Annotated in this window: 17 protein-coding genes; 12 read left to right on the top strand and 5 right to left on the bottom strand. The window is 69.3% G+C overall.

The window, feature by feature from the left end; translation table 11 throughout:
- Positions 1-132: 132 nt before the first annotated feature.
- A complete protein-coding gene (locus QE399_RS02840; RefSeq protein WP_309825927.1) occupies positions 133-1,392 on the top strand; it encodes a GGDEF domain-containing protein in 1,260 nt (419 codons plus the stop codon).
- A 29-nt stretch (positions 1,393-1,421) separates the two neighbouring features.
- Here the strand turns inward: QE399_RS02840 and QE399_RS02835 are convergent, their stop codons facing one another.
- Complete coding sequence (locus QE399_RS02835; protein ID WP_309825925.1) at positions 1,422-3,116, bottom strand: AMP-binding protein; 1,695 nt, start codon at positions 3,114-3,116, stop codon at positions 1,422-1,424.
- Between the two features lie 246 nt (positions 3,117-3,362).
- Between QE399_RS02835 and QE399_RS02830 the strand changes: the two genes are divergently transcribed.
- Positions 3,363-5,999, top strand: coding sequence for a PepSY domain-containing protein (locus tag QE399_RS02830; protein ID WP_309825923.1), 2,637 nt, complete (start codon positions 3,363-3,365; stop codon positions 5,997-5,999).
- A gap of 126 nt (positions 6,000-6,125) precedes the next feature.
- On the top strand, positions 6,126-7,058 hold the full coding sequence (locus QE399_RS02825) for an esterase/lipase family protein (RefSeq protein WP_309831906.1): 933 nt from the start codon (positions 6,126-6,128) through the stop codon (positions 7,056-7,058).
- A gap of 27 nt (positions 7,059-7,085) precedes the next feature.
- Here QE399_RS02825 and phhA read toward each other — a convergent pair whose 3' ends face one another.
- The 3 genes from phhA to hppD all read right to left on the bottom strand — a co-directional run bounded on the left by phhA (position 7,086) and on the right by hppD (position 10,217).
- Complete coding sequence (gene phhA / locus QE399_RS02820) at positions 7,086-7,925, bottom strand: phenylalanine 4-monooxygenase (RefSeq protein ID WP_309825921.1); 840 nt, start codon at positions 7,923-7,925, stop codon at positions 7,086-7,088.
- 95 nt (positions 7,926-8,020) lie between these two features.
- Positions 8,021-8,989: a Bug family tripartite tricarboxylate transporter substrate binding protein gene (locus tag QE399_RS02815; RefSeq protein WP_309825919.1), complete on the bottom strand. Its 969-nt coding sequence runs from the start codon at positions 8,987-8,989 to the stop codon at positions 8,021-8,023.
- 100 nt (positions 8,990-9,089) lie between these two features.
- Positions 9,090-10,217, bottom strand: a complete 1,128-nt coding sequence (gene hppD, locus QE399_RS02810) for a 4-hydroxyphenylpyruvate dioxygenase (protein ID WP_309825917.1) — start codon at positions 10,215-10,217, stop codon at positions 9,090-9,092.
- Between the two features lie 197 nt (positions 10,218-10,414).
- Here hppD and QE399_RS02805 point away from each other — a divergent pair, with 197 nt between their 5' ends.
- From QE399_RS02805 to lnt, 4 genes are all read left to right on the top strand, one after another.
- Positions 10,415-10,903, top strand: coding sequence for an Lrp/AsnC family transcriptional regulator (locus QE399_RS02805; protein WP_309825914.1), 489 nt, complete (start codon positions 10,415-10,417; stop codon positions 10,901-10,903).
- A 158-nt stretch (positions 10,904-11,061) separates the two neighbouring features.
- Positions 11,062-11,784, top strand: coding sequence for a GNAT family N-acetyltransferase (locus QE399_RS02800; protein ID WP_309825912.1), 723 nt, complete (start codon positions 11,062-11,064; stop codon positions 11,782-11,784).
- Between the two features lie 121 nt (positions 11,785-11,905).
- Positions 11,906-12,787: an HlyC/CorC family transporter gene (locus tag QE399_RS02795; RefSeq protein ID WP_309825911.1), complete on the top strand. Its 882-nt coding sequence runs from the start codon at positions 11,906-11,908 to the stop codon at positions 12,785-12,787.
- Positions 12,787-14,373 carry an apolipoprotein N-acyltransferase gene (lnt, locus tag QE399_RS02790; protein WP_309825910.1) on the top strand — a complete coding sequence of 529 codons (1,587 nt, stop codon included), beginning with the start codon at positions 12,787-12,789 and terminating at the stop codon, positions 14,371-14,373. The genes QE399_RS02795 and lnt overlap by 1 nt, the downstream gene beginning before the upstream one ends.
- 54 nt (positions 14,374-14,427) lie before the next feature.
- Here lnt and QE399_RS02785 read toward each other — a convergent pair whose 3' ends face one another.
- A complete protein-coding gene (locus tag QE399_RS02785; protein ID WP_309825908.1) occupies positions 14,428-15,363 on the bottom strand; it encodes a LysR family transcriptional regulator in 936 nt (311 codons plus the stop codon).
- Positions 15,364-15,571: 208 nt separating this feature from the next.
- Here QE399_RS02785 and QE399_RS02780 point away from each other — a divergent pair, with 208 nt between their 5' ends.
- From QE399_RS02780 to glyS, 5 genes are all read left to right on the top strand, one after another.
- Positions 15,572-16,687, top strand: coding sequence for a type II asparaginase (locus QE399_RS02780; protein WP_309825906.1), 1,116 nt, complete (start codon positions 15,572-15,574; stop codon positions 16,685-16,687).
- Positions 16,688-17,246: 559 nt separating this feature from the next.
- On the top strand, positions 17,247-17,789 hold the full coding sequence (gene fabA, locus QE399_RS02775) for a 3-hydroxyacyl-[acyl-carrier-protein] dehydratase FabA (protein ID WP_309825904.1): 543 nt from the start codon (positions 17,247-17,249) through the stop codon (positions 17,787-17,789).
- The gene (gene fabB / locus QE399_RS02770; protein ID WP_309825903.1) at positions 17,786-19,012 is read left to right on the top strand and encodes a beta-ketoacyl-ACP synthase I; all 1,227 of its coding nucleotides are present in this window, start codon (positions 17,786-17,788) and stop codon (positions 19,010-19,012) included. The genes fabA and fabB overlap by 4 nt, the downstream gene beginning before the upstream one ends.
- 268 nt (positions 19,013-19,280) lie before the next feature.
- On the top strand, positions 19,281-20,222 hold the full coding sequence (glyQ, locus tag QE399_RS02765; RefSeq protein WP_309825901.1) for a glycine--tRNA ligase subunit alpha: 942 nt from the start codon (positions 19,281-19,283) through the stop codon (positions 20,220-20,222).
- 24 nt (positions 20,223-20,246) lie between these two features.
- The gene (glyS, locus tag QE399_RS02760) at positions 20,247-22,415 is read left to right on the top strand and encodes a glycine--tRNA ligase subunit beta (protein WP_309825899.1); all 2,169 of its coding nucleotides are present in this window, start codon (positions 20,247-20,249) and stop codon (positions 22,413-22,415) included.
- The last annotated feature ends 97 nt before the right edge of the window (positions 22,416-22,512 follow it).

Below are 22,512 nucleotides of genomic sequence, written 5' to 3'. Positions count from 1 at the left end.
AACGCGGGGAATTGCTTTACCGCAGTCCTGTGACTCGGGCGTACTCCCTGCATGGCGGGTGTCGTCCCCGTCGCCGGGCTGCTTTCAGATCCCTGGCACAGACCGCCATCGGCCCCTTTCCTTTTCCACCCCATGGTTGCATCCATTCTTGTCGGCATGCTGTGCGCACATTTGCTGTGCTTTTCGCTGATGTTCTTTCTCATCAGCAGGCGTCTGCAGGGCAAGAAGGTGGGCATGGAGTGCTTTGCCGTCGGCAACCTGCTGCTGGGCTGCGCCTATGTGCTGCAACTGGCCGAAGGGCGGCCCGCCTTCAGCGCCATGAGCGTGCTCAATCACACCCTGACCCTGGCCTCTCCCATGGCGTACGCGATCGGCGCCATGCGTTTCTTCGGCCGGCCGACGGCGCTCTGGCAGCCCCTCGTCGCCTTCGCCGTGGCCTACGGCACCCTGCAGGTGCTGGTGCAGTGGGGTCTGGGTTCGCTGGCGCGGTACGCCCTGCTGTCCGGTACGTCCGCGCTGCTGTTTCTGGCCATGGTCTGCATCGTGGTCTATGGCGTGCGCACGTTTGCCAAGGACCTGCAGGGCGAGATGGTCTTCTTCGCGCTGCTGATCGGTGGCATCTGCGTGCTCAATGCCATCAAGTTCGTCAAGCTGCTGAGCGGCGGCCTGGATGCGCTGCAGATGGACGCCACCTTCCAGATGGTGTTCTACGTCTACATGTCCTTGCTGGCCACCGTGCTGCCGCCCTCCATGGTCTGGCTTCTGCTGCGCCGCCTGACCGAAGAGCTGCGCCACATGGCCGCCCGCGATCCCATGACCCAGTTGCTGAACCGCCGCGGGCTGGCCGATGCGCTGCAACTGCACTTCAGCAGCAGCCACCCCTCGGCCACGGCCTATCTGCTGATCGCCGATGTGGACCATTTCAAGCGCATCAACGACAACCACGGCCACCACACGGGCGACGCCGTGCTGTGCCATGTGGCCCAGGTGCTGCGCGACACCATGCGCCGGGGCGATCTGATCAGCCGCATTGGCGGGGAAGAGTTTGTCGCCGTCTGCCTGGACACCGACGAGCAGGGTGTCATGCAGCTGGCGGAGCGCCTGCGCGCGGCGGTCGAAACCCAACCGCTTGTGGCCAAGGGCTTGGGCGATCCGCTGCACTGCACGATCACCATCGGGATTTCACACGGCTTTGCCCGTCCCCATGCGTTGGAGGACGCCATGCGGCAGGCCGACACGGCGCTGTACCGGGGCAAGGCGTGCGGGCGCAACCGGGTTGAATGGGCGCAGGCCGACAGCGCGGCTCAGGCAACGGATGAAGCCCACGGGACGAAAGACCTTCCGGACGGGCAGGTGCCTGCGCTGGCCCGTCCGGCCGGGCTGGGCCGGTAAGCCGGCGCGCGCTGCAGCCGCGGACGCCCTCAGGCTCCGGGCGCCCGCAGCTCCCGCCGCAGGATCTTGCCCACATTCGTCTTGGGCAGTGCGTCGCGGAACTCGATGTGTTTGGGGCGTTTGTAGCCGGTGAGATGGTCGTGGCAGTAGCGCACCAGGTCGTCTTCGGTGAGCGACGGGTCGCTGCGCACCACGAAGACCTTGATCGCCTCGCCCTGCTTGTCGTCGGCGATGCCGATGGCCGCGCACTCCAGCACGCCGGGGCACAGGCAGATGACCTGTTCCAGCTCGTTGGGAAACACGTTGAAGCCGCTCACCAGGATCATGTCCTTCTTGCGGTCGATGATGCGGGTGTAGCCGCGCTCGTCCATCACGCCCACGTCGCCGGTGCGCATGAAGCCGTCGGCGGTGAAAGCCTTGGCGTTTTCGTCCGGCTGGTTGTAGTAGCCCGCCATCACGTTCGGGCCCTTGATGCAGATCTCTCCCGCCTCCCCGATGGGCAGGCTCTCGCCCTGGTCGTTCTTGATGGCGATGTCGATGCCCGGCAGCGGCAGGCCGATGGATCCGGTGAACGCGGTGTTGTCCACCGGGTTGTTGGTGCCGATGGCGCAGGTCTCGCTCATGCCCCAGCCCTCGATCATGGTGCTGCCCGTCACCTTCTGCCACTGCTGGGCCGTGCTTTCCGAGGCCGCCATGCCGCCGGCCTGCGACACGCACAGCGGCGAGAAATCGAGCGCGCGGAACTGCGCATTCTGCAGCAGCGCATTGAACAGCGTGTTCACCGCCGGCAGCATGTGGAAGGGCCGCTTCTTGAGCACGGCGACGAACTTGGGGATGTCGCGCGGGTTGGGAATCAGGGTGAGGCTGGAGCCCTGGCGGATCGCCAGCAGGCACAGCGTGAGCGCGAAGATGTGGTACAGCGGCAGCGCGGCAATCGAGTTGGCGCGGCTCACGTCGCCCACCTTGGCGAGCGCGGGGGTGAACCAGGCCTCGGCCTGAAGCGTGGCCGCGACGATGTTGCGGTGCGTGAGCACCGCGCCCTTCGACAGTCCCGTGGTGCCGCCGGTGTACTGCAGGAAGGCCGTGGAGTCGAGCGTGGCCGTGCTGGGCGCCAGCGTGCGCCCTGCCCCCTGCGCCAGCGCCTGGTTGAAGGTCTCCACCTGCCGCCCGCCGGTCAGGGGCAGTTCGTAGGCCGGCACCATCTTGGCCAGGTGGCGCACGGCGAAGGTGATCCAGCGGCCATAGGCCGCGCCCAGCAGGTCGCCCATGCCGGCCATCACCACATTCCGGACCTGCGTGCGGTCGATGACCTCGCTGAGCGTGTGCGCGAAGTTCTCCAGGATGACGATGGCCGTGGCGCCGGAATCCTTGAGCTGGTGCTCCAGCTCGCGGGCGGTGTACAGCGGGTTGACGTTCACGCAGGTGTAGCCGGCGCGCAGCACGGCGGCCATGGTCACGCCGAACTGCGGCACGTTGGGCAGCATGATCGCCACGCGCGCGCCGGGCGCCAGGCCCTGGCCCTGCAGCCAGGCGCCGAGCTGGGTGGAGAGCCGGTCCAGCTCGCCGTACGACATCCACCGGTCCATGCACACCGAGAACGGGCGGTCTGCATGCTGGCGGAACGACTCCTCCAGCAGGTGGGCGACCGAGCGGTACTGCGCGGGGTCGACGTCATGCGGTACGCCGGCGGGGTAGTGCGCCAGCCAGGGACGGGCCTGGGTCATGTCTTGTCTCCTTTGCCCCATTCTCAAAGCGGGTGGCGCCGGTAGGACTCGGGGGTTTACCTAGCCACAGTCCCGCGGGCGACGCCGGGCAGGGCGCCCCGCACGATGGTGGCACAGATCGTGCAAATGAGAACGACTTACAATTGCGGCCCTTCGTTTCGGGTGGTGCCTGCCGCTGTGGCGCGCCACCCGACGTCTTCCCTTCTCTTCCCGTTTCGTGCAGTCCGCCCAGCCTGGCGGCCCCTCATGCTGTCCTTCAAGAATCTCTGGTTCCAGCTGCACTGGTTCATCGGCATCACGGCCGGCACGGTGCTGATCGTCATCGGCCTGTCCGGTGCGGCCTATGCCTTTCAGGACGAGATCCTGGACTTCATCAACCCCGGCACCGCCGCCGTGCCGGTGCGCAACCAGCCCGCCCTGGCGCTGCCGCAGCTGGTCGAGGCCCTGCGCGCGCAGGGCGAGGGGCGCACCATCCAGCGCATCACCGTGTCGGCCGAGCCCGGCGCGGCCGTGCCGGTGACCCTGTTCCCCGCCGCCGGCGAGCGCCGGGGGCCGCCGCTGATGCTGGACCCGTACACCGGCGCGCGCCTGCCCGAGCGGCGCGGGGCGGAGTTCTTCGATTGGGCGCTGCGCCTGCACCGCTGGCTGCTGCTGCCGCGCGACGATGGCAAACAGATCACCGGCACCCTGGCCGCGGGGCTGCTCGTGCTGTCGTTGTCGGGCCTGTACCTGCGCTGGCCGCGCCGGCCGCTGTCGCTGCGTAACTGGTTCACGTTCGACACGCGCCTGCAGGGGCGTTCCTTCCTGTGGGGGCTGCATTCGGTCATCGGCACCTGGGCCCTGGTGGCCTATGTGGTGTTCTCGCTCACCGGCCTGTACTGGGCCTTCGATGCCGTGCGCGGCCCGGTGGACCGGCTGGCCGGGGTGCCGCCGCGCAGCGCGGCGCCCGCCACGCCGGCCGCCGACCGAACGGCGGCCGGGCAAATCCCATCGCCGGGCGCCGCGGCGGGTGACATCGCCCCGGTGTGGACGGCCTTCGCCGCCCGCGCCGCCGGCTGGCAGTCGGTCCAGTTCCGCCTGCCCGAGCGCGCCAGCCAGGCCGTGCAGGTCTTCTGGCGGGACGCCGCCGCCCCGCACGAGAACGCCCGCCACCGCATGAACCTGCTGGCGGACGGCACCGTGCGCCTGGACGAGCGCTTCGGCGACCTGCCCGCCGGCCGCCGCGCGCTGGCTGCCATCTACCCGCTGCACCTGGGCTCGTACTTCGGTTTGCCGGGCCGCATCTTCATGGCACTGGCCTCGCTGGCCATGCCGCTCTTCGCCATTACCGGCTGGATGCTGTACCTGGACCGCCGCCGCAAGGCCCGCGCCGTGCGCCGGGAGCGCGCCGCCCTGGCGGCCGAAGGCGTCACCGGCACCGCGCAGGATGGCGTCCCGCAAGGAGCGGGCGAGGACACCGTGCTGGTCGCCTTCGCCAGCCAGGCCGGCAGGGCCGAGCGCCTGGCGGTGCGCACCGTGGCGGCGCTGCGCGCTGCGGGGCTGCCCGCCACGCTGGCCCCGGTGGCGCAGCTGGATGCCGAAGGCCTGCGCCACCACCGGCGGGTGCTGTTCATCGCCAGCACCTTCGGCGAAGGCGAGCCGCCGGACGCCGCGCGCCGCTTCGCCCGCGCGCTGGGCACGGCGGCCGGCGCCGCCTTGCCCGGGCTGCATTACGGCCTGCTGGCCTTGGGCGACCGGCAGTACGCCGCGTTCTGCGGCTTCGGCCATGCGCTGGACCACCAGCTGCGCCGCCTGGGCGCGCAGCCGCTGTTTCCGCTGATCGAGCTGGACGGCGAAGACGCCGGCGCCTGGGCCGCCTGGCAGTCTGCGCTGGCCGGTCACCTGGGCGCGCCTGCGCTGGCGGCCACGCTAGCCGGCGGCGCACCCGGGCCGGCCGCCGCTGCCGTGCCCTTCACCCCCTGGACACTGGCCGCGCGCCAGCACTGCAATGCCGGCAGCCAGGGCGCGCCGCTGTTCTGGCTGCAGCTCACGCCGCCGCCCGGCAGCGCTGCGCTGGCGGCCGCCGCCTGGCAGCCCGGCGCCCTGGTCGAGGTGCTGCCGCAGCAGGCCGCGGCCACGGTCGATGCGCTGCTGCAGCGCCACGGTCACGCGGGCGATGAACCCGTGCGCTGGAACGGGCAGGCGCTGGCCCTGCGTGACGCGCTGGCCCGCAGCATCGCGCCCCTGCTCGGCAGCGTGCCCGACGGCGCCCCGGCCCAGGCCCTGGCCGACGCGCTGCAGCCGCTGGCGCCACGCAGCTACTCCGTCGCTTCGCTGCCCAGAGAGGGGCATGTGGGCCTGCTGGTGCGCCAGGTGCGCCACGACGCGGGGCTGGGCCTGGCCTCGGGCTGGCTCACGGCGCACGCGCCCCTGGGCACGCCCGTCGCGCTGCGGCTGGTGGAGAACATGGCTTTCGCACCGGCGCCGGGCCACGCGCCGGCGGTCTTCATCGGCAACGGCTCGGGCTATGCGGGCCTACGCGGCCACCTGCTGGCGCGCATCCAGGCCGGGCAGCACCGCAACTGGCTGCTGTTCGGTGAGCGCCAGCAGGCCCACGACGCCTTCTGCACCCGTGAGGCCGCGCGCTGGCTGGCGGCCGGCCAGCTGGAGCGGGCGGACTTCGTCTACTCGCGCGACCAGGCCGAGCGCCGCTACGTGCAGGACGCGCTGCGCGAGCAGGGCGACCTGCTGCGCGCCTGGGTGGCGGAGGGCGCCACGCTCTATGTGTGCGGCAGCCTGGCCGGCATGGCGGCGGGAGTGGATGCGGCCCTGGCCGAGCTGCTGGGCGCCGACGCGCTCGACGACCTGATCGCCGAAGGCCGCTACCGGCGCGATGTGTATTGATGTTGAATGAAATCGGCCTCTGGCGCTCATGGATAAAGCGCAATAAGCTATTTAAATGATAGCAATGCCAGCCCATGCCATGATGCGGCCGCGGCCCGGTGCACGGGCTGGAAAGGGGCGGTGATCTTGACGAATGCAGGCTGGCAGCGCTGGATGGTGTTCACGAACCTGGCCCTTGCGGCGGCCTGGCTGGCCTGGCAATGGCCGGCCTCCCCGTGGCGGGCCGTGGGCGGGCTGGTGGCGGCGCTGCTGCTGTTCCGCGCCCTGATGGGCCTGCAGTTCGTGCTGATGGCGCGCGCCAACCGGCACGACCCGGTGCCACGCCCCCGTGTAGCGCAGGTGGTGCGCGCCTGGTGGGCCGAGACGCGCTGGGCGACGGTGGTGTTCGGCTGGTGGCAGCCGTTCCGCGCCGCAGCGATCCCCGACTGGCTGCCTGCGCGCGCTGACCCCGCCGCACCCGGCCCGCGCGGCGTGGTGCTGCTGCACGGCTTTCTGTGCAACCGCGGCTTCTGGACGCCCTGGCTGCCGCTGCTGCGCGCCCGCGGCCATGCCTACGTGGCGGTCACGCTGGAGCCGCCCTTCGGCTCGATCGACGACTACGCACCGGCCATCGATGCGGCCGTGCGCCGCGTGGCCGAGGCCACGGGCCGCCCGCCCGTCGTCATCGGCCACAGCATGGGCGGCCTGGCCGCCCGGGCATGGCTGCGCACCTGCCAGGCCGACGACCGCGTGCACCGCGTCGTCACCCTGGGCACGCCGCACCGCGGCACCTGGGCTGGGCGTTTCAGCCGCGCGGTCAACGGCCAGCAGATGGCGCTGGACGGTGACTGGATTGGCGCGCTGAGCGGCAGCGAGCCGCCCGGGCGCAGCGCGCGCTTCGTCTGCTGGTACTCCAACTGCGACAACATCGTCTTCCCGGCGCAGGTGGCCACGCTGCCGGGCGCCGACAACCGCTTCGTCGAGGGCGTGGCCCATGTGCAGATGGCCTTCCACCCACCCGTGGTGCAGGCCTGCCTGGACGAGATCCTGCGCGAAGAGGATAGGCGGCGTGCGACCTAATGGGTCGGGCCGGCGGCCCGCGCCCTGTCAGGCGGCGACCGCCTCGCGCGCGTCGGCCGCAAATTCCGGCAGGCGCTGCAGCCGCTCATACACCGGCGCGAAGTCGGGCGCGGTCATGTCGAACAGCTGCTTGAAGCTGTCGATCACGAAATAGGTCTGCTGGTAGGTGTCGATCTTGTAGCGCGTGCGCATGGTGCGCTCGAGCTGCAGCGGCAGGCGCTGGGGCTCGGGGCTGCGCACCGCGTACTCCAGCTCGCCCGAAGAGCTGAGGATGCCGGCGCCGTACGCCCGCAGGCCGTCGTCCTGGCGGATCAGGCCGAACTCGATGGTGTACCAGTACAGGCGGCTCAGCATTTCGCAGGCGCCCAGTGCATGCGCCTTCAGACCGCCCTGGCCGTAGCGCTGCACGTAGTCGGCGAACACCGGGTTGAACAGCAGCGGCACGTGGCCGAAGAGGTCGTGGAAGATGTCGGGCTCGACGATGTAGTCGAACTCCTCGGGCTTGCGGATCCAGTCCGTCACCGGGAACTTGCGGTTCGCCAGCAGCGAGAAGAAGGGCACCTCGGGAATCAGCCCGGGCACGCCCACGATCTCCCAGCCGGTGGCTCGCAGCAGGCGCTCGTTGATCTCGTCGAAGCGCGGAATGCGGTCGCGCGCGCCCAGCGAGGGCAGGGCCTGGATGAACGCATCGCTGGCCAGCCCGGGCAGCAGTGCCGTCTGGCGCTCGTACAGGCGGCGGTAGGTGTCGTGGTCGGCCTCGGTGTAGGCGGCGTAGTCCTGCGCGCAGGTGTAGTCGGCGCTGGCGCGCGCGTAGTCGCCGCGCGGTGGGCGGCTGGATTGTCCGTAGACGACGGGGGGCTGGCCCATGGTGCTTGTCTCCTTGTGTGTGGAATCCAAGACGCCGTCCGTCTACGTGGCCCCGCCGCGGTGCGGCTGGCGGGCCTGCCGAAGCGCGTGCGGCGTCAGTCGATCTTGATCTTGGCTGCCTTGATCAGGAAGCCGTATTTGCCGTGCTCCGACTTCACGAAGGCGCCAAAGCCGCCCAGCGTGAGTTCTTCGGGGTCCAACCCCATCTTCTTGAACTGATCCTTGACCGTGGGCGAGCCCATGGCCGCCGAGAACGCGGCAGCGTACTTCTGCGCCGCATCGGCCGGCAGCGAAGCCGGGGCGAACAGCCCGAACCAGGTCGACACATTGAAGCCGGGCACCTCGCTGTTGATGCTGGGCACGCCGGGCAGCGCACCATCGTTGCTGAGCGAGGTCACGCCCAGCGCCTTGAGCTTGCCCGACTGGATCAGCGGTAGCGACGAGGCCAGGTTGTCGAACACCACGCTCACGCCGCCTTCCTGAAGCGCCTTCAGCGCCGGGCCTGCGCCCTGGAAGGGCGTGTGCGGCATGCGCGTGTTGGTGAGCGACTTGAACATCTCGCCGGCGATGTGGCCGATGCTGCCGTTGCCGCCCGAGCCGTACTTGAGCTGGTCCGGATGGGCCTTGAGATATTTCACCAGGTCCGCCGTGGTGTGGATGTTCAGCGCCTTGGCCTGGTCCGCGCTCATGACCAGCACGTTGGGCGTGCGGGCCACCAGCGCGATGGGCGTGAAGTCCTTGATCGGGTCGTACGGGAAGCTCTTGTACAGCCAGGGGTTGACCGCATGGGTGGCCACCGCGCCCATCAGCAGCAGGTTGCCGCCGGCCGGGGCCTTGGCCACCAGGTCGGCGCCCACGTTGCCGCCGGCGCCCGGCTTGTTGTCGACCTTGATGGCCCCGAGCTTGCCCTGCGCGGCCGTGGCCAGGATGTGCGCGGACTTGTCCAGCGGCCCGCCCGCAGGGTAGGGCACCACGATGGTCAGGGGCGGAGAAGGCGTCTGGGCCTGCGCCCCGAGCGCCAAGCACAGAATCCACCCCGCCATCCAGTAACTGCCACGCAACATTTGAAATCTCCCGAGTCTTTTTGAAAGGGGCTCAGTATAGAAATTTCATATTGCGACGCAGCATCGCAAAAACTACTGCGCAAGCCGGTCCGATACCCGTTTACAAAACGCCGCGGCGCATCTGGTCCAGCTCGATGCTCTCGAACAGGGCCTTGAAGTTGCCGTTGCCGAAGCCGTCGTCGCCCTTGCGCTGGATGAACTCGAAGAAGATCGGGCCCAGCTGGTTCTCGCTGAAGATCTGCAGCAGGATGGCGTCCTTCTTGCCGTCGACCAGGATCTTGCGCCGGTGCAGTTCGGCCAGGGGTTCGCCGTGGCCGGGAATGCGCTTGTCCACCAGTTCGTAGTACGTGTCGATGGTGTCCAGCAGGCGCACGCCCGAGGCGCGCAAGGCGTCCACCGTGGCGTAGAGGTCGTCCGAGCCCATGGCGATATGCTGGATGCCCTCGCCGTTGTACATGTCCAGGTACTCCTGGATCTGGCCGGCCTTCTCCTTGCCTTCCTCGTTGATCGGGATGCGGATCTTGCCGCAGGGGCTGGTCATAGCCTTGCTCTTGACGCCCGTGACCTGGCCTTCGATGTCGAAGTACTTGATCTCGCGGAAGTTGAACAGCCGCTCGTAGAAGCCCGCCCATTCGGCCATGCGGCCGCGGTGCACGTTGTGCGTCAGGTGATCGATGTAGGTCAGGCCGTGGCCCTTGGGGTGCAGGGCCTCCTCGGCGCTCACGCCCGGCAGCGGCTCGAAGTCGACGTCGAAGAAGCCGATGTTGCCGATGTCGCCCGGCTTGGCGCCGTTCTTGCCGCGCCAGCGGTCCACCAGGTAGATCAGGCTGTCGCCGATGCCCTTGATGGCGGGAATGTTCAGTTCGCCCGGGCCAGCCTGGCCGGCATAGCCCCAGGCACCCAGGCCCAGGGCGCGCTCGTACGCGGCCTTGGCGTCGTGCACGCGGAAGGCGATGGCGCAGACGCTCGGGCCATGCAGGCGGGCAAAGCGCTGCGCGAAGCTGTCGGGCTCGGCGTTGATGATGAAGTTGATCTCGCCCTGGCGGTACAGGGTGACGTTCTTGTGGCGGTGGCGCGCCACGGGCCTGAACCCCATGCCTTCGAAGACCTTGCCCATGGCGACCGGGTCCGGCGCAGCGTATTCGATGAATTCGAACCCGTCGGTTCCCATGGGGTTCTCCCATGCGGCGGTGTCCTGAAGGGCGGTCTGGGGCAGGGCTGCGTTCATGCGTTGTCTCCGTTGCGGGCCGTGGGTGGCCTGTGCTTGCACTGTAGGCGCGGCGTCGGGCATGTTTACGGCAAATGCAGGGGGCGACCGGCTGCTGTTTGCAGGAAAACTGCGTCACGTCAAAGCGTGGCGCACCTCCTTCGCGTTAGGGAAGATGCGGGTGCACGCCAGCCGCCCGATTCCTAGAATCCGCAGCCATGAGCGGATCCACTCCCAGCGCACTCGACAAACTCGACCGGGCCATCCTGCGGCGCCTGCAGGACAACGGCCGCGAAACCTACGACGTCATCGGCGAGCAGGTCGGGCTGTCGCCCAGCGCCGTGCTGCGGCGCGCCAAGCGGCTCGAAGAGACTGGCGTCATCGACCGCTACGTGGCCCTGGTGCAGCCCGAGGCCGTGGGCCTGGGGCTGACCGCCTACCTGAACGTGCGCCTGGAAAAGCACACCGAGAGCCACAAGCGCAACCCCATGGACCTGTTCCGCGCCAGCGTGCAGACCTGGCCCGAGGTGGTAGAGTGCGCGGCCCTGACGGGCGAAATGGACTACCTGTTGCGCGTGGTGGTGGCCGACATGGCGCACTACAGCCGCTTCATCATGGACACCTTGCTCAAGCACCCCAGCGTGCAGGATTGCAAGACCAGCTTCGTGCTCGACCGCGTCAAGGCCACCACGGCCGTGCCGGTATGACGGGGGCTTCGGGTTTCCGGCACTCCTGAAAAGGTAGCGTGCTGCGCTGGTGGTAGTTAGGCTTGCGGCCAAAACGGCTCGGAATGGCCCTGCCGGCCGGGTGCTATGCAACAAGAGGTTGCTGTGTTTCTAGGGGAAAACCCTAAAATCACGGCATCATGCTTCCAACCAAAGATTGGCTTCGCGCTTCCTGGGATGCCGGGCGCGACCTGCTGCGCCCCTCGGGCGCCGGCCCGCACCGGTCCACCCGGACCCCGGTCATGGTGCCCATCCGGTCTTTGGGTCCCCAGCACCGCGCGCGCATCGTCGCCCATCTGATGCGGCTGGAGCCGGGCGACCGCTACCTGCGCTTCGGCTACACCGCCAGCGACGAGCAGGTTGCCCGCTACGTCGAGCAGATCGACTTCGCGCGCGACGAGGTCTACGGCATCTTCAACCGACGTCTGGAAATCGTCGCCATGGCGCACCTGGCCTTTGCCACCGGCCCGGGCCCGCAGGGCAGCGCCGAGTTCGGCGTGTCGGTGCTGCGCCATCTGCGCGGCCGGCGCTTCGGGGCGCGGCTGTTCGAGCGCGCCGTCATGCACGCCCGCACCGCTGGCGTCAGCACGCTGTTCATCCACGCGCTGTCCGAGAACACGGCCATGCTGAAGATCGCGCGCAATGCCGGAGCCACCGTGCGCCGCGACGGCTCGGAGGCCGAGGCCTACCTGCAGCTGCCGCCCGCCAGCCTGGACACGCGCATGGCCGAGATCGTGGTGCAGCACTTCGGCGAAGTGGACTACCAGCTCAAGAAGCAGGCGCGCCAGCTCTGGAGCCTGCTGGCCGGCGTGCAGGAAGTGCGCCGCGGCGTCCAGGACGGGCGGCACCGCTCCGCCGAGTAGGCCCGGGCGGCCCGCTGGCGGGTTGCGCGCCCGGGGTCGGCGTTGTCCGTCATGCCGGCCCGAAATTCATCCGCTATCCTTGCGGCTTGTCCAACGACCGCACGTCCTGCATTCCAAGACCGTGTCCGATCCCCATCCGGGACGCCCTTCCGACAAGGAAGACAAGCGCACCTTCCTGCAGCGGCTCATCGAGTTCATCCATCCGGGCCCGGACTCGACCGCAGAGCTGATCGCCACGCTGGCGGAGGCTGAAACCAACGAAGTCATCAATGCCGACGCGCGGGTCATGCTCGAGCGCGTGCTGCGCATGGCCGAGATGACGGCCAGCGACGTCATGGTGGCCGCCACGCGCATGGACCTGCTGGACATCGACGCGCCGTTCGACCAGATGCTGCACCAGGTCATCGACACCGCGCATTCGCGCTTCCCGGTCTATCAGGGCGAGCGCGAGAACATCATCGGCATCCTGCTGGCCAAGGACCTGCTCAAGCTGCAGCGCGCGCCCGAGCTGAACATCCGTGCGCTGCTGCGTCCGGTGCTGTTCGTGCCCGAGAGCAAGGGGCTGAACGACCTGCTGCGCGAGTTCCGCAGCGCGCGCAGCCACATGGCCGTGGTGATCGACGAGTTCGGCCGCGTGGCCGGCCTGGTGACCATCGAGGACGTGCTGGAAGAGATCGTCGGCGAGATCGAGGACGAGTTCGACATCCCCGAGGACGAAGGCGACATCTTCGGCCTGGCCGACCGCACCTACCGCGTGAGCGGCGACACGCCCGTGGAGCGCGTGGCCGAGGCTTTTGGCGTGACCATCGCCGGCAGCGATCCGGAAGAGACCTTCGACACCATCGGCGGGCTCATCGCCCACGAACTGGGCCGCCTGCCGCGCAAGGGCGAGCAGGTGGTGCTGGGCGGGCTGCAGTTCGTGGTGCTGCACACCAAGGGCGGCGCGGTGCGCTGGTTCAAGGTGTCGCCCGCGGTGGCGGACGAGACCGGGCCGCAGGCCTGATGCGCGCCGCACCCTCTCTGGCGGGCCGGGCGCCCGCACTCGGCGTGGCCGGCGCAGCCGCCTGGCCCCTGGCCCTGGTCGCCGGGCTGGCGCAGGCCGCCTCCATCGCCTGGCCCTGGAACGGGCAGCCCCTGTGGTGGCTGCAACTGCTGTCGCTGGCGTTGCTGGTGCGCCTGGCGCTGGCCGCTCCCAGTGCGCGCCGGGCAGCGGCGCTGGGCTGGGTGTTCTCCACGGCCTGGCTCTCCGGCACGTTCTGGTGGCTGTTCATTTCGATGCACACCTATGGCGGGCTGGCGGCGCCGCTGGCCGTGGCGGCGGTGCTGGGGCTGGCCGCCTTTCTGGGCAGTTACTATGCCGTGGCATTGGGGTGTTTCAGGGCTCTAGCGCCCGCCAATCGGGCGCTGGCAGCTATCATTTTTGCGGGATTGTGGTTGCTGGCCGAACTGGCGCGCGGCGTGTGGTGGACGGGCTTCCCGTGGGGCGCCGGCGGCTATGCGCATGTCGACGGGCCCCTGGCCGTGCTGGCCCGCTGGGTAGGCGTGTACGGCATCGGCTGCGTGGCTGCCGTGCTGGCCGCCACCGCTGCCCAGTGGCGCGCCAGCGACCTGCGCCGTCCGCGCACGGGCGTGGCCGCCGCGCTGGCCGTGCTGGCGTGGACCGGCCTGGCGGCCGACCGCCACTGTGCGGTGGAGCTGTGCCATACGCCCATGGCGCGGCCCGCGCCGCTGTCCCTGGCGCTGCTTCAGGGCAACATCCCGCAGGACGAGAAGTTCCAGCCCGGCAGCGGCGTCCCCGTGGCGCTGCAGTGGTATGCGGAGCAACTGAAGGCGGCAGGGGCCGCGCTGGTGGTGGCGCCGGAGACGGCCATTCCGCTGATGCCGGAGCAGTTGCCGCCCGCGTACCTGCAGGACATCGCCGCCCGCTACGCCCAGAACGGGCAGGCCGCGCTGGTGGGCATTCCGCTGGGCAACCGCGACCTGGGCTACACCAACTCGGTGATCGGCCTGGCGCCCGGGCAGCCGGCGGCCTATCGCTACGACAAGCACCATCTCGTGCCGTTCGGCGAATTCATTCCGCCGTTCTTCCGCTGGTTCACGGAGATGATGAACATTCCGCTGGGCGACTTCAACCGCGGCGCGCTCGGCCAGCCGGCGTTCGACTGGCGGGGCCAGCGCATCGCGCCCAACATCTGCTACGAGGATCTGTTCGGGGAAGAGATCGGCGCGCACTTCGCCGATGCGGCCCGGGCGCCCACCGTGCTGGTCAACTTCAGCAACATCGGCTGGTTCGGCGACAGCGTGGCGATCGACCAGCACCTGGCCATCAGCCGCATGCGCGCGCTGGAGTTCGAGCGCCCCATGGTGCGCGCCACCAACACCGGTGCCACGGCCGTCATCGACCACCGGGGTGTGGTCACCCACCGCCTGCCGTCCCACACGCGCGCCGTGTTGCTGGCCGAGGTGGAGGGCCGGGGCGGCGACGTCACGCCGTTCGCCTGGTGGGTGTCGCGCTTTGCGCTGTGGCCGCTGTGGGCGCTGGGCGGTGCGATCGCCGTGCTGGCGGTGCTGCTGCGCCGCCGCCGCTAGGACCGCGCCCGGCGCAGGGCCGGCGGTCGCCCGGAAAAAAGAAGCAGACTTCCGTCAGTGCGCCGCGCCCGGCGCTGCCTGCGCGCGCGGCGGCCCCATGGCGTGGCTGAGCAGGCCGGGTAGCAGATCGAGCAGGCCGGCGGCATGCCGGTCGGGCGGGCGCTGCGTGGCGTGGTAGGCGTACAGCGGGATCGGCGGCAGGTCCGGCAGCGGCACGGCCGCCATGGTGGCCGGGTCGAGGTTGCTGGCCGTGAGGAAGTCGATCACCGTCCATCCCAGTCCGCGCTTGACCAGCTCCAGCGCCAGGCGCGAGGTCTGCACCTGGATCGACAGCTCGGTGTGGACGCCGAGCGTGCGCGCGATCTCGGCCATGTACGGCCGCATCGGGTCGTCCCCCAGCAGCGGAATCATCGGCGTGTTGGCGAGGAAGCTCAGCGGATCGGACCGGTTCACGCGCACGGCCCGCAGCCAGATCTCGCGCGTGACGGCGATGCACAGCGGCCCGCTCACCAGCATGCGGCTGTGGACCTGCGGGTGTGGGTGGGCGTAGAAGCCCAGCGCACAGTCCACGGCCCGCGTCAGCAGCGCCTGCGCCATCTGGTCCTGGTGCAGCGTCCGCACTTCCACCTGCACGCGTGGCGCGCGGCGGGCGTGCAGCTCCAGCACGGCGGGCAGGAATTCGTGCGTGACCGACGGGATGGCTGCCAGGCGCACCAGGCCGTCCTCGGGCTGGCGCAGGTTCAGGGCGGTGCGGCGCAGCTCGTCGAGCTGGCGGTGGATCTGGCTGGAGGCCGCGAACAGCGCCTGCGCCTCGGGCGTGGGCACCAGGGCATGGCGGGTGCGGCTGAAAAGCGGGTAGCCCAGCTGCAGCTCGGCGTGGGCGATGGTCTTGCTGACGGCCGAGGGCGTGATGCTGATGAGCCGCGCGGCGGCGCTCATGTTGCCCGTCTGCATGACGGCCTGGAAGACTTCGAGTTGCCGCAGATTCATGGGAGGAGGAGGATCGATCGGCCTGGGTTTTCCCGGATATGAGGGGGATTCACACCCGGGGGGCGATTATTCCGCACCGCGCGCATGCCGCCTTTCTACGATACGGCACCCGCGCCGCAGCCACTGCAGCGCGGGCTCTGCGGCGCACCGGACCGGACAGGGGGCGCGCCGCGGGTCACACAGCACTACAACAAAGGAGTCCATCGACATGTTCTCGCCTCTGAACCTCAAGCGCCTGCTCGCCGGCGCCGCCTTCGCCATCTGGGCCATCGTGGCCCCCGCCCAGCAGCTGGCGCCCGCTGCGCAGCCCGCCGCCCAGGCCGCCGTGGTCGCCGCCAAGCCCCAGGTGGTGGTGCTGGCCACCGGCGGCACTATCGCTGGCGCGGGCGCCACGGCGGCCAACAGCGCCTCGTACGCCGCTGCCAAGGTGCCCGTCGACAAGCTGCTGGCTGGCCTGCCCGAGCTGGCCAACGTGGCCAACGTGCGCGGGGAGCAGGTGTTCCAGATCGCGTCCGAGAGCTTCACCAATGCCCAGCTGCTGACGCTGGGCAAGCGCGTGTCCGCCCTGGCCAAGCAACCCGACGTGGACGGCATCGTCATCACGCACGGCACCGATACGCTGGAAGAAACCGCCTACTTCCTGAACCTGGTGGTGCGCACGAACAAGCCCATCGTGGTGGTCGGCTCCATGCGCCCCGGCACGGCCCTCTCGGCCGACGGCGCGCTGAATCTGCTGAGCGCCGTGACCGTGGCCGCTAACAAGCAATCCGCCGGCAAGGGCGTCCTGGTGACCATGAGTGACGAGATCCAGAGCGGCCGCGATGTGACCAAGGGCGTCAATATCAAGACCCAGGCCTTCCGCAGCCAGTGGGGCCCGCTGGGCATGGTGGTCGAGGGCAACAGCTACTGGTTCCGCGCGCCGGTCAAGCGCCACACGGCCCAGTCGGAGTTCAACATCGACGAGATCGACGCCCTGGCGCCGGTCGAGATCGTGTACGGCTACGGCAACGTGCCGCGCGCCACGGTGGACGCCGTGGGCCGCACGGGCGTCAAGGCGCTGATCCACGCCGGCACGGGCAATGGTTCGGTGGCCGACCGTGTTGTTCCTGCGCTACAGGATCTGCGAGGCCAGGGCGTGCAGATCATCCGCTCCTCGCGCGTGGCCGACGGCTTCGTGCTGCGCAATGCCGAGCAGCCGGACGACAAGTACGACTGGGTGGTCGCCCACGACCTGAACCCGCAGAAGGCACGCATCCTGGCGGCCGTGGCGCTGACCCGCGCGCAGACCAGCAAGGAACTGCAGCGGATCTTCTGGGAGTATTGATCGACACCCCCTGAGGCGCTGCGCGCCTCCGTGCGGCCGTCGGAGCCGGCAGCCCTTCGGGCACGTTCTAGCCTGCGCGGGCAGGCTGGGAGCCGCGGCCCTCAGCCCCCGCTCTCGCCGTGCTGCGCACGACGGGCAGGGGGACGCAGCCCTCGCTGCGGGGCGGCCCTTGCTTGGCTGCCGCTCGCTTGGGGCCGCGCCAGTGGCAGAGCCCCTCGGTATCGGCATGCCGGCGGGGAGCGTTCGGATCCGCGTCGCACGCGTTGCCTGCTCTTGGGGAGCGGCTGCTAGAGAGCATCGCGATGGAGCGGACCGTGCGGATTTCTGTCACACACGCCGGGCAGACTGGCGGCAGCGGGGCGCTGCCGGCCTGTCCGGCGTTTCGCCTCCGGACGTGATTCGGATCATGTAACAGGCCAGCTGTAGGTACTCTCCCTTGGCCCTTTGGCGCGGTCGGGCGGCGACTACCCTGGATAATGGGGGGCTGCAACCACCTGCTGGCGGTTGCGCACCAACACAAACCACGGTGGCACGACGCCGATCTGGAGCACGACTGACAATGGCTGATTCCTTTTCCTATGAACAACTGATCGCCTCGGGTGAGGGCCGGCTGTTCACTCCTGACAGCGGTCGCCTGCCGCTGCCGCCCATGCTGATGTTTGACCGCATCACGCACATCGACAGCGATGGTGGGGCGCATGGACTGGGGAAGATCCGGGCGGAATTGGACGTCAAGCCCGACCTGTGGTTCTTCGCCTGCCATTTCCAGGGCGACCCCGTCATGCCCGGTTGCCTGGGCCTGGACGCCATGTGGCAGCTCATCGGCTTCTACCTGACCTGGCTGCAGCTGCCGGGCCGCGGCCGGGCGCTGGGCGCGGGCGAGGTCAAGTTCACCGGTGAAGTGGGCCCGAACGTCAAGCTCGTCACCTACGAGATCGACATCAAGCGCGTGATCAAGCGCAAGCTGGTCATGGCGATCGGCGATGCCCGCCTGCTGGCCGACGGCCAGGAAATCTACGTGGCCAACGACCTCCGCGTGGGCCTTTTCAAGCGTGAAGAAGACGGGAAGGACGGAGCACCCGCAGCGGGAGCATCGGCATGACCAGCAAGAAGCGCGTCGTCATCACGGGTGCGGGCATCGTCTCGTGCATCGGCAATGACCGGGAGACGGTGGTCACCGCCCTGCGCGAGAGCCAATCCGGCATCCGCGCCATGCCCGAGTTCAAGGAACTCGGCCTGCGCAGCCAGGTGGCGGGCATCCCCCAGATCGACCTGGATGCGCTCATCGACCGCAAGCTGCGCCGCTTCATGGGCGATGCCGCCGCGTATTCGTACCTGTCGCTCAAGGACGCCATCGCCCAGGCGGGGCTGACGCCGGAGCAGGTGTCCCACCCCCGCACCGGCCTCATCATGGGCTCGGGCGGCGGCTCGCCGGCCAACCAGATCGAGGCCGCCGACACGCTGCGCAGCAAGGGCATCCGCCGCGTCGGGCCCTACCAGGTCACGCGCTGCATGGGCTCGACCGTGTCGGCCAACCTGTCGACGGCGTTCGCCATCAAGGGCATCAATTTCTCCATCACCTCGGCCTGTTCCACCTCCGCGCACTGCGTGGGCGTGGCGGCCCAGCAGATCGCCTTCGGCCTGCAGGACGTGATGTTCGCGGGCGGCGGCGAGGAGCTGTCCTGGGGCCTGGCCACGCTGTTCGACGGCATGGGCGCCATGTCGGCCAAGTACAACGACACGCCCGAGAAGGCCTCGCGCCCGTACGACGCGGACCGCGACGGCTTCGTGATCGCCGGCGGCGGCGGCGCGCTGGTGCTGGAAAGCCTGGAGCACGCCCAGGCCCGCGGCGCCACCATCCTGGCCGAGATCGTCGGCTTCGGCCTGTCGTCGGACGGTGAGGACATGGTCGCGCCCTCGGGCGACGGCGCCATCGCCTGCATGCGCCAGGCCATCGAGCAGGCCGGCGGCGGTCCCATCGACTACGTGAACACGCACGGCACGTCCACGCCCGTGGGCGACCTGCCCGAGCTGCGCGCACTGCGCGAAGTGTTCGGCGACGCCGTGCCGCCGTTCTCGTCCACCAAGTCGCTCACCGGCCATTCGCAGGGCGCGACGGGCGTGCAGGAAGCCATCTACTGCCTGTACATGCTGCAGGACGGCTTCATCGCCGGTTCGGCCCACATCGAGAACCTGGACCCGGCCGCCGAAGGCCTTCCGGTGGTGCGCACCTCGCGCGACGCCGACCTGAAGACGGTGCTGTCCAACAGCTTCGGCTTCGGCGGCACCAACGCCAGCCTGGTGCTGCGCCGCTGGGAAGACTGAACCTCTGGGCTGGCAGGCCATGCGGCCTGCTGGTGCTATTAAAATAATAGCTGCTTGCGCTTGCTGTATAAGCGCTGGCAGCTATTTTTGCTTGTAGTCCGTCGTGGCGGCCGAGCGGAGTCTCGGGGCCCGGCGACCGCGGACCGGCCACCGGCCCGTCCCAACGCAAAGAGCGCCGCGCGCGCGGCTCGTAAAATCGGCGGTTGCGATGCGCGCCCGCGCATTCCCTCACTCCACCGCGCATGGCCCCGCCATGCCAGACATACGCATGTTGACCTTCCAGCAAATCATTCTCAAGCTGCAGTCGTACTGGGCAGACCAGGGCTGCGCGCTGCTCCAGCCGTACGACATGGAGGTGGGCGCGGGCACGTCCCACACCGCCACGTTCCTGCGCGCGCTGGGGCCAGAGCCCTGGAAGGCTGCCTACGTGCAGCCCAGCCGCCGGCCCAAGGACGGCCGCTACGGCGAGAACCCCAACCGCCTGCAGCACTACTACCAGTTCCAGGTGGTCCTGAAGCCCGCGCCGGACAACATCCTCGAGCTGTACCTGGGCTCGCTCGAAGCGCTGGGCTTCGACCTGAAGAAGAACGACATCCGCTTCGTGGAAGACGACTGGGAGAACCCCACGCTCGGCGCCTGGGGCCTGGGCTGGGAGGTGTGGCTGAACGGCATGGAAGTCACGCAGTTCACCTACTTCCAGCAGGTCGGCGGCATCGACTGCAAGCCCGCCACGGGCGAGATCACCTACGGCCTGGAGCGCCTGGCCATGTACCTGCAGGGCGTGGACAACGTCTACAACCTGACCTGGACCGACGGCCTCTCCTACGGCGACGTCTACAAGCAGAACGAGGTGGAGCAGTCCACCTACAACTTCGAGCACTCCGACGCCGACTTCCTCTTCACCGCGTTCAACGCGCATGAAAAGCAGGCCCAGCACCTGATGGAGCAGCAACTGGCGCTGCCGGCCTACGAGCAGGTGCTCAAGGCCGCGCACAGCTTCAACCTGCTGGATGCGCGCGGCGCCATCAGCGTGACCGAGCGTGCCGCCTTCATCGGCCGCATCCGCAACCTGGCGCGCGCCGTGGCCAAGAGCTACCTGGACAGCCGGGCCCGCCTGGGCTTCCCCATGGCGCCCAAGGACTGGGCGACCGAGGTGCTGGCCGAACTGGCCAAGGCCGAGCAGCAGCAACAGAACAAGAAGGCCGCCTGAGGCGCAGCGCGGAGTACCTAACAGATGACTTACCCGAATCTCCTCGTCGAACTGTTTGTCGAAGAACTGCCTCCGAAGGCGCTGCAGAAGCTGGGCGACGCCTTTGCCGGCGTGCTGTTCGAGCAGCTCAAGGCCCAGGGCCTGACGGCGGCCGGCTCGCAGCTCACGGCCTATGCCTCGCCGCGCCGCCTGGCCGCGCACATCACCGATGTGGCCCCCGCCGCCGCCGACAAGGCCGTGTCGCAGAAACTCATGCCCGTGGCCGTGGGCCTGACGGCGGACGGCCAAGCCACGCCGGCGCTGCTGAAGAAACTGGGCGCGCTCGGCGCCGATGCGTCGGCCGTGGCCGGCCTCCAGCGCATCCACGACGGCAAGGCCGACGTGCTGCACTACGAGAGCACCGCCAAGGGCGCCACGCTGGCCGAGGGCCTGCAGAAGGCGCTCAGCGAGGCCATCGCCAAGCTGCCTATTCCGAAGGTCATGCGCTACCAGCTGCAGGACGGCTGGAGCAGTGTGCAGTTCGTGCGCCCGGCCCATGGCCTGGTCGCGCTGCACGGCACCGAGGTGCTGCTGTCCGTGAAGGCACTGGGCCTGTCCGCGGGCAACGCCACGCACGGCCACCGCTTCGAGGCGGCGGTGGACCCGGTGGTCATCGCCAGCGCCGACAGCTATGCGCAGCAGCTGCGTGACGACGGCGCGGTGATCGCCAGCTTCACCGAGCGCCGCGCCGAGATCGCGCGCCAGCTGCAGGCCGCGGCCGAGCGCGTGGGCGGCGGCGTGCGCCCCATCAACGACGACGCGTTGCTGGACGAGGTCACGGCCCTGGTCGAGCGCCCGAACGTGCTGGTCTGCGAGTTCGAGAAGGAATTCCTCGACGTGCCGCAGGAGTGCCTGATCCTCACCATGAAGGCCAACCAGAAGTACTTCCCGCTGCTGGATGCCGCGGGCAAGCTGACGCACCAGTTCCTGGTGGTGAGCAACATCAGCCCCTCGGACGCCAGCGCCGTCATCGGCGGCAACGAGCGCGTGGTGCGCCCACGCCTGGCCGACGCCAAGTTCTTCTTCGACCAGGACCGCAAGAAGACGCTGCATTCTCGCGTCGAGGCCCTGGGCAAGGTGGTTTATCACAACAAGCTGGGCACGCAGGGCGAGCGCGTGGAGCGTGTGCGCGCCATCGCCCGCGCCATCGCCGAGCAGCTCTTCGCCAACATCGGTGCGCAGAACCCCGCGCTGGATTCGCAGGACGGCGAGATCGCCCGCGACTATCTGCTGTCCTGCGTGGACACCGCCGCGCTGCTGGCCAAGACCGACCTGGTGACCGACATGGTCGGCGAGTTCCCCGAGCTGCAGGGCATCATGGGCGGCTACTACGCCGCCAACGACGGCCTGGCGCACGAGGTGGCCCACGCCATCGAGGACCACTACAAGCCGCGCTTCGCCGGCGACGAGCTGCCGCGCGAAAACGTGGGCGTGGTCGTGGCCCTGGCTGACAAGCTGGAGACGCTGGTCGGCATGTTCGGCATCGGCAACCTGCCCACGGGTGACCGCGACCCGTTCGCACTGCGCCGCCACGCGCTGGGCGTGATCCGCATGCTGGTCGAGAAGGAATTGCCGCTCGATCTGCAGGCCGTGCTGGCCAGCGCGGTGCCGGCCTTCGGCGACAAGATCGAGGATGCGAGCATGGCGCTGGCCGACTTCATCTACGACCGCCTGGCCGGCAGCCTGCGCGAGCAGGGCTACAGCGCACAGGAAGTGGACGCCGTCATCGCCCTGCGCCCGCAGCGCCTGTCGCTGGTGCAAAAACAGCTGGCGGCCGTGCGCGCCTTCTCCAAGCTGCCCGAGGCACCCGCCCTGGCCGCAGCCAACAAGCGCGTGGGCAACATCCTGAAGAAGGCCGAGGTGGAAGGCGCGGTGGACCCGCACGTCAACCCCGACCTGCTGCAGGAAAAGGCCGAGCAGGATCTGTATGCCGCGCTGCAGCGCTTTGTGCCCGAAGCCGATGCGCAGTTCGCCGCCGGCGACTACACCGCCAGCCTGCAGACCCTGGCCGTGCTGCGCGCGCCGGTGGACGCCTTCTTCGACGACGTGATGGTCAATGCCGAGCAGCTGGACCTGCGCCTCAACCGCCAGGGGCTGCTCAAGAGCCTGCACGTGGCGATGAACCGCGTGGCCGATCTGTCGCGCCTGGCCTGAGCATGCCGCAACGCCCCGGAGGCGCTGCGCGCCTTAGCCCCTGTCCCACGCTGGGCGTGGGAAGGGGGCGCCGCCAGCGTTTGCGCTCCGGTGAAGC

The organism is Paracidovorax wautersii (assembly GCF_031453675.1).
In the GTDB taxonomy this organism is placed as follows: Bacteria; Pseudomonadota; Gammaproteobacteria; order Burkholderiales; family Burkholderiaceae_C; genus Paracidovorax.
This window is presented reverse-complemented; position numbering and strand designations above follow the sequence as displayed.

Bases quoted from the DNA above. Each gene is read 5' to 3' on its own strand.
- QE399_RS02835 (WP_309825925.1), bottom strand. From the start codon at position 3,116: ATGACCCAGGCCCGTCCCTGGCTGGCGCACTACCCCGCCGGCGTACCG.
- QE399_RS02785 (WP_309825908.1), bottom strand. From the start codon at position 15,363: ATGAATCTGCGGCAACTCGAAGTCTTCCAGGCCGTCATGCAGACGGGC.
- fabB (WP_309825903.1), top strand. From the start codon at position 17,786: ATGACCAGCAAGAAGCGCGTCGTCATCACGGGTGCGGGCATCGTCTCG.
- phhA (WP_309825921.1), bottom strand. From the start codon at position 7,925: ATGGGCCAGCCCCCCGTCGTCTACGGACAATCCAGCCGCCCACCGCGC.
- glyQ (WP_309825901.1), top strand. From the start codon at position 19,281: ATGTTGACCTTCCAGCAAATCATTCTCAAGCTGCAGTCGTACTGGGCA.
- QE399_RS02830 (WP_309825923.1), top strand. From the start codon at position 3,363: ATGCTGTCCTTCAAGAATCTCTGGTTCCAGCTGCACTGGTTCATCGGC.
- QE399_RS02800 (WP_309825912.1), top strand. From the start codon at position 11,062: ATGCTTCCAACCAAAGATTGGCTTCGCGCTTCCTGGGATGCCGGGCGC.
- hppD (WP_309825917.1), bottom strand. From the start codon at position 10,217: ATGAACGCAGCCCTGCCCCAGACCGCCCTTCAGGACACCGCCGCATGG.
- QE399_RS02780 (WP_309825906.1), top strand. From the start codon at position 15,572: ATGTTCTCGCCTCTGAACCTCAAGCGCCTGCTCGCCGGCGCCGCCTTC.
- glyS (WP_309825899.1), top strand. From the start codon at position 20,247: ATGACTTACCCGAATCTCCTCGTCGAACTGTTTGTCGAAGAACTGCCT.
- QE399_RS02815 (WP_309825919.1), bottom strand. From the start codon at position 8,989: ATGTTGCGTGGCAGTTACTGGATGGCGGGGTGGATTCTGTGCTTGGCG.
- fabA (WP_309825904.1), top strand. From the start codon at position 17,247: ATGGCTGATTCCTTTTCCTATGAACAACTGATCGCCTCGGGTGAGGGC.
- lnt (WP_309825910.1), top strand. From the start codon at position 12,787: ATGCGCGCCGCACCCTCTCTGGCGGGCCGGGCGCCCGCACTCGGCGTG.
- QE399_RS02840 (WP_309825927.1), top strand. From the start codon at position 133: ATGGTTGCATCCATTCTTGTCGGCATGCTGTGCGCACATTTGCTGTGC.
- QE399_RS02805 (WP_309825914.1), top strand. From the start codon at position 10,415: ATGAGCGGATCCACTCCCAGCGCACTCGACAAACTCGACCGGGCCATC.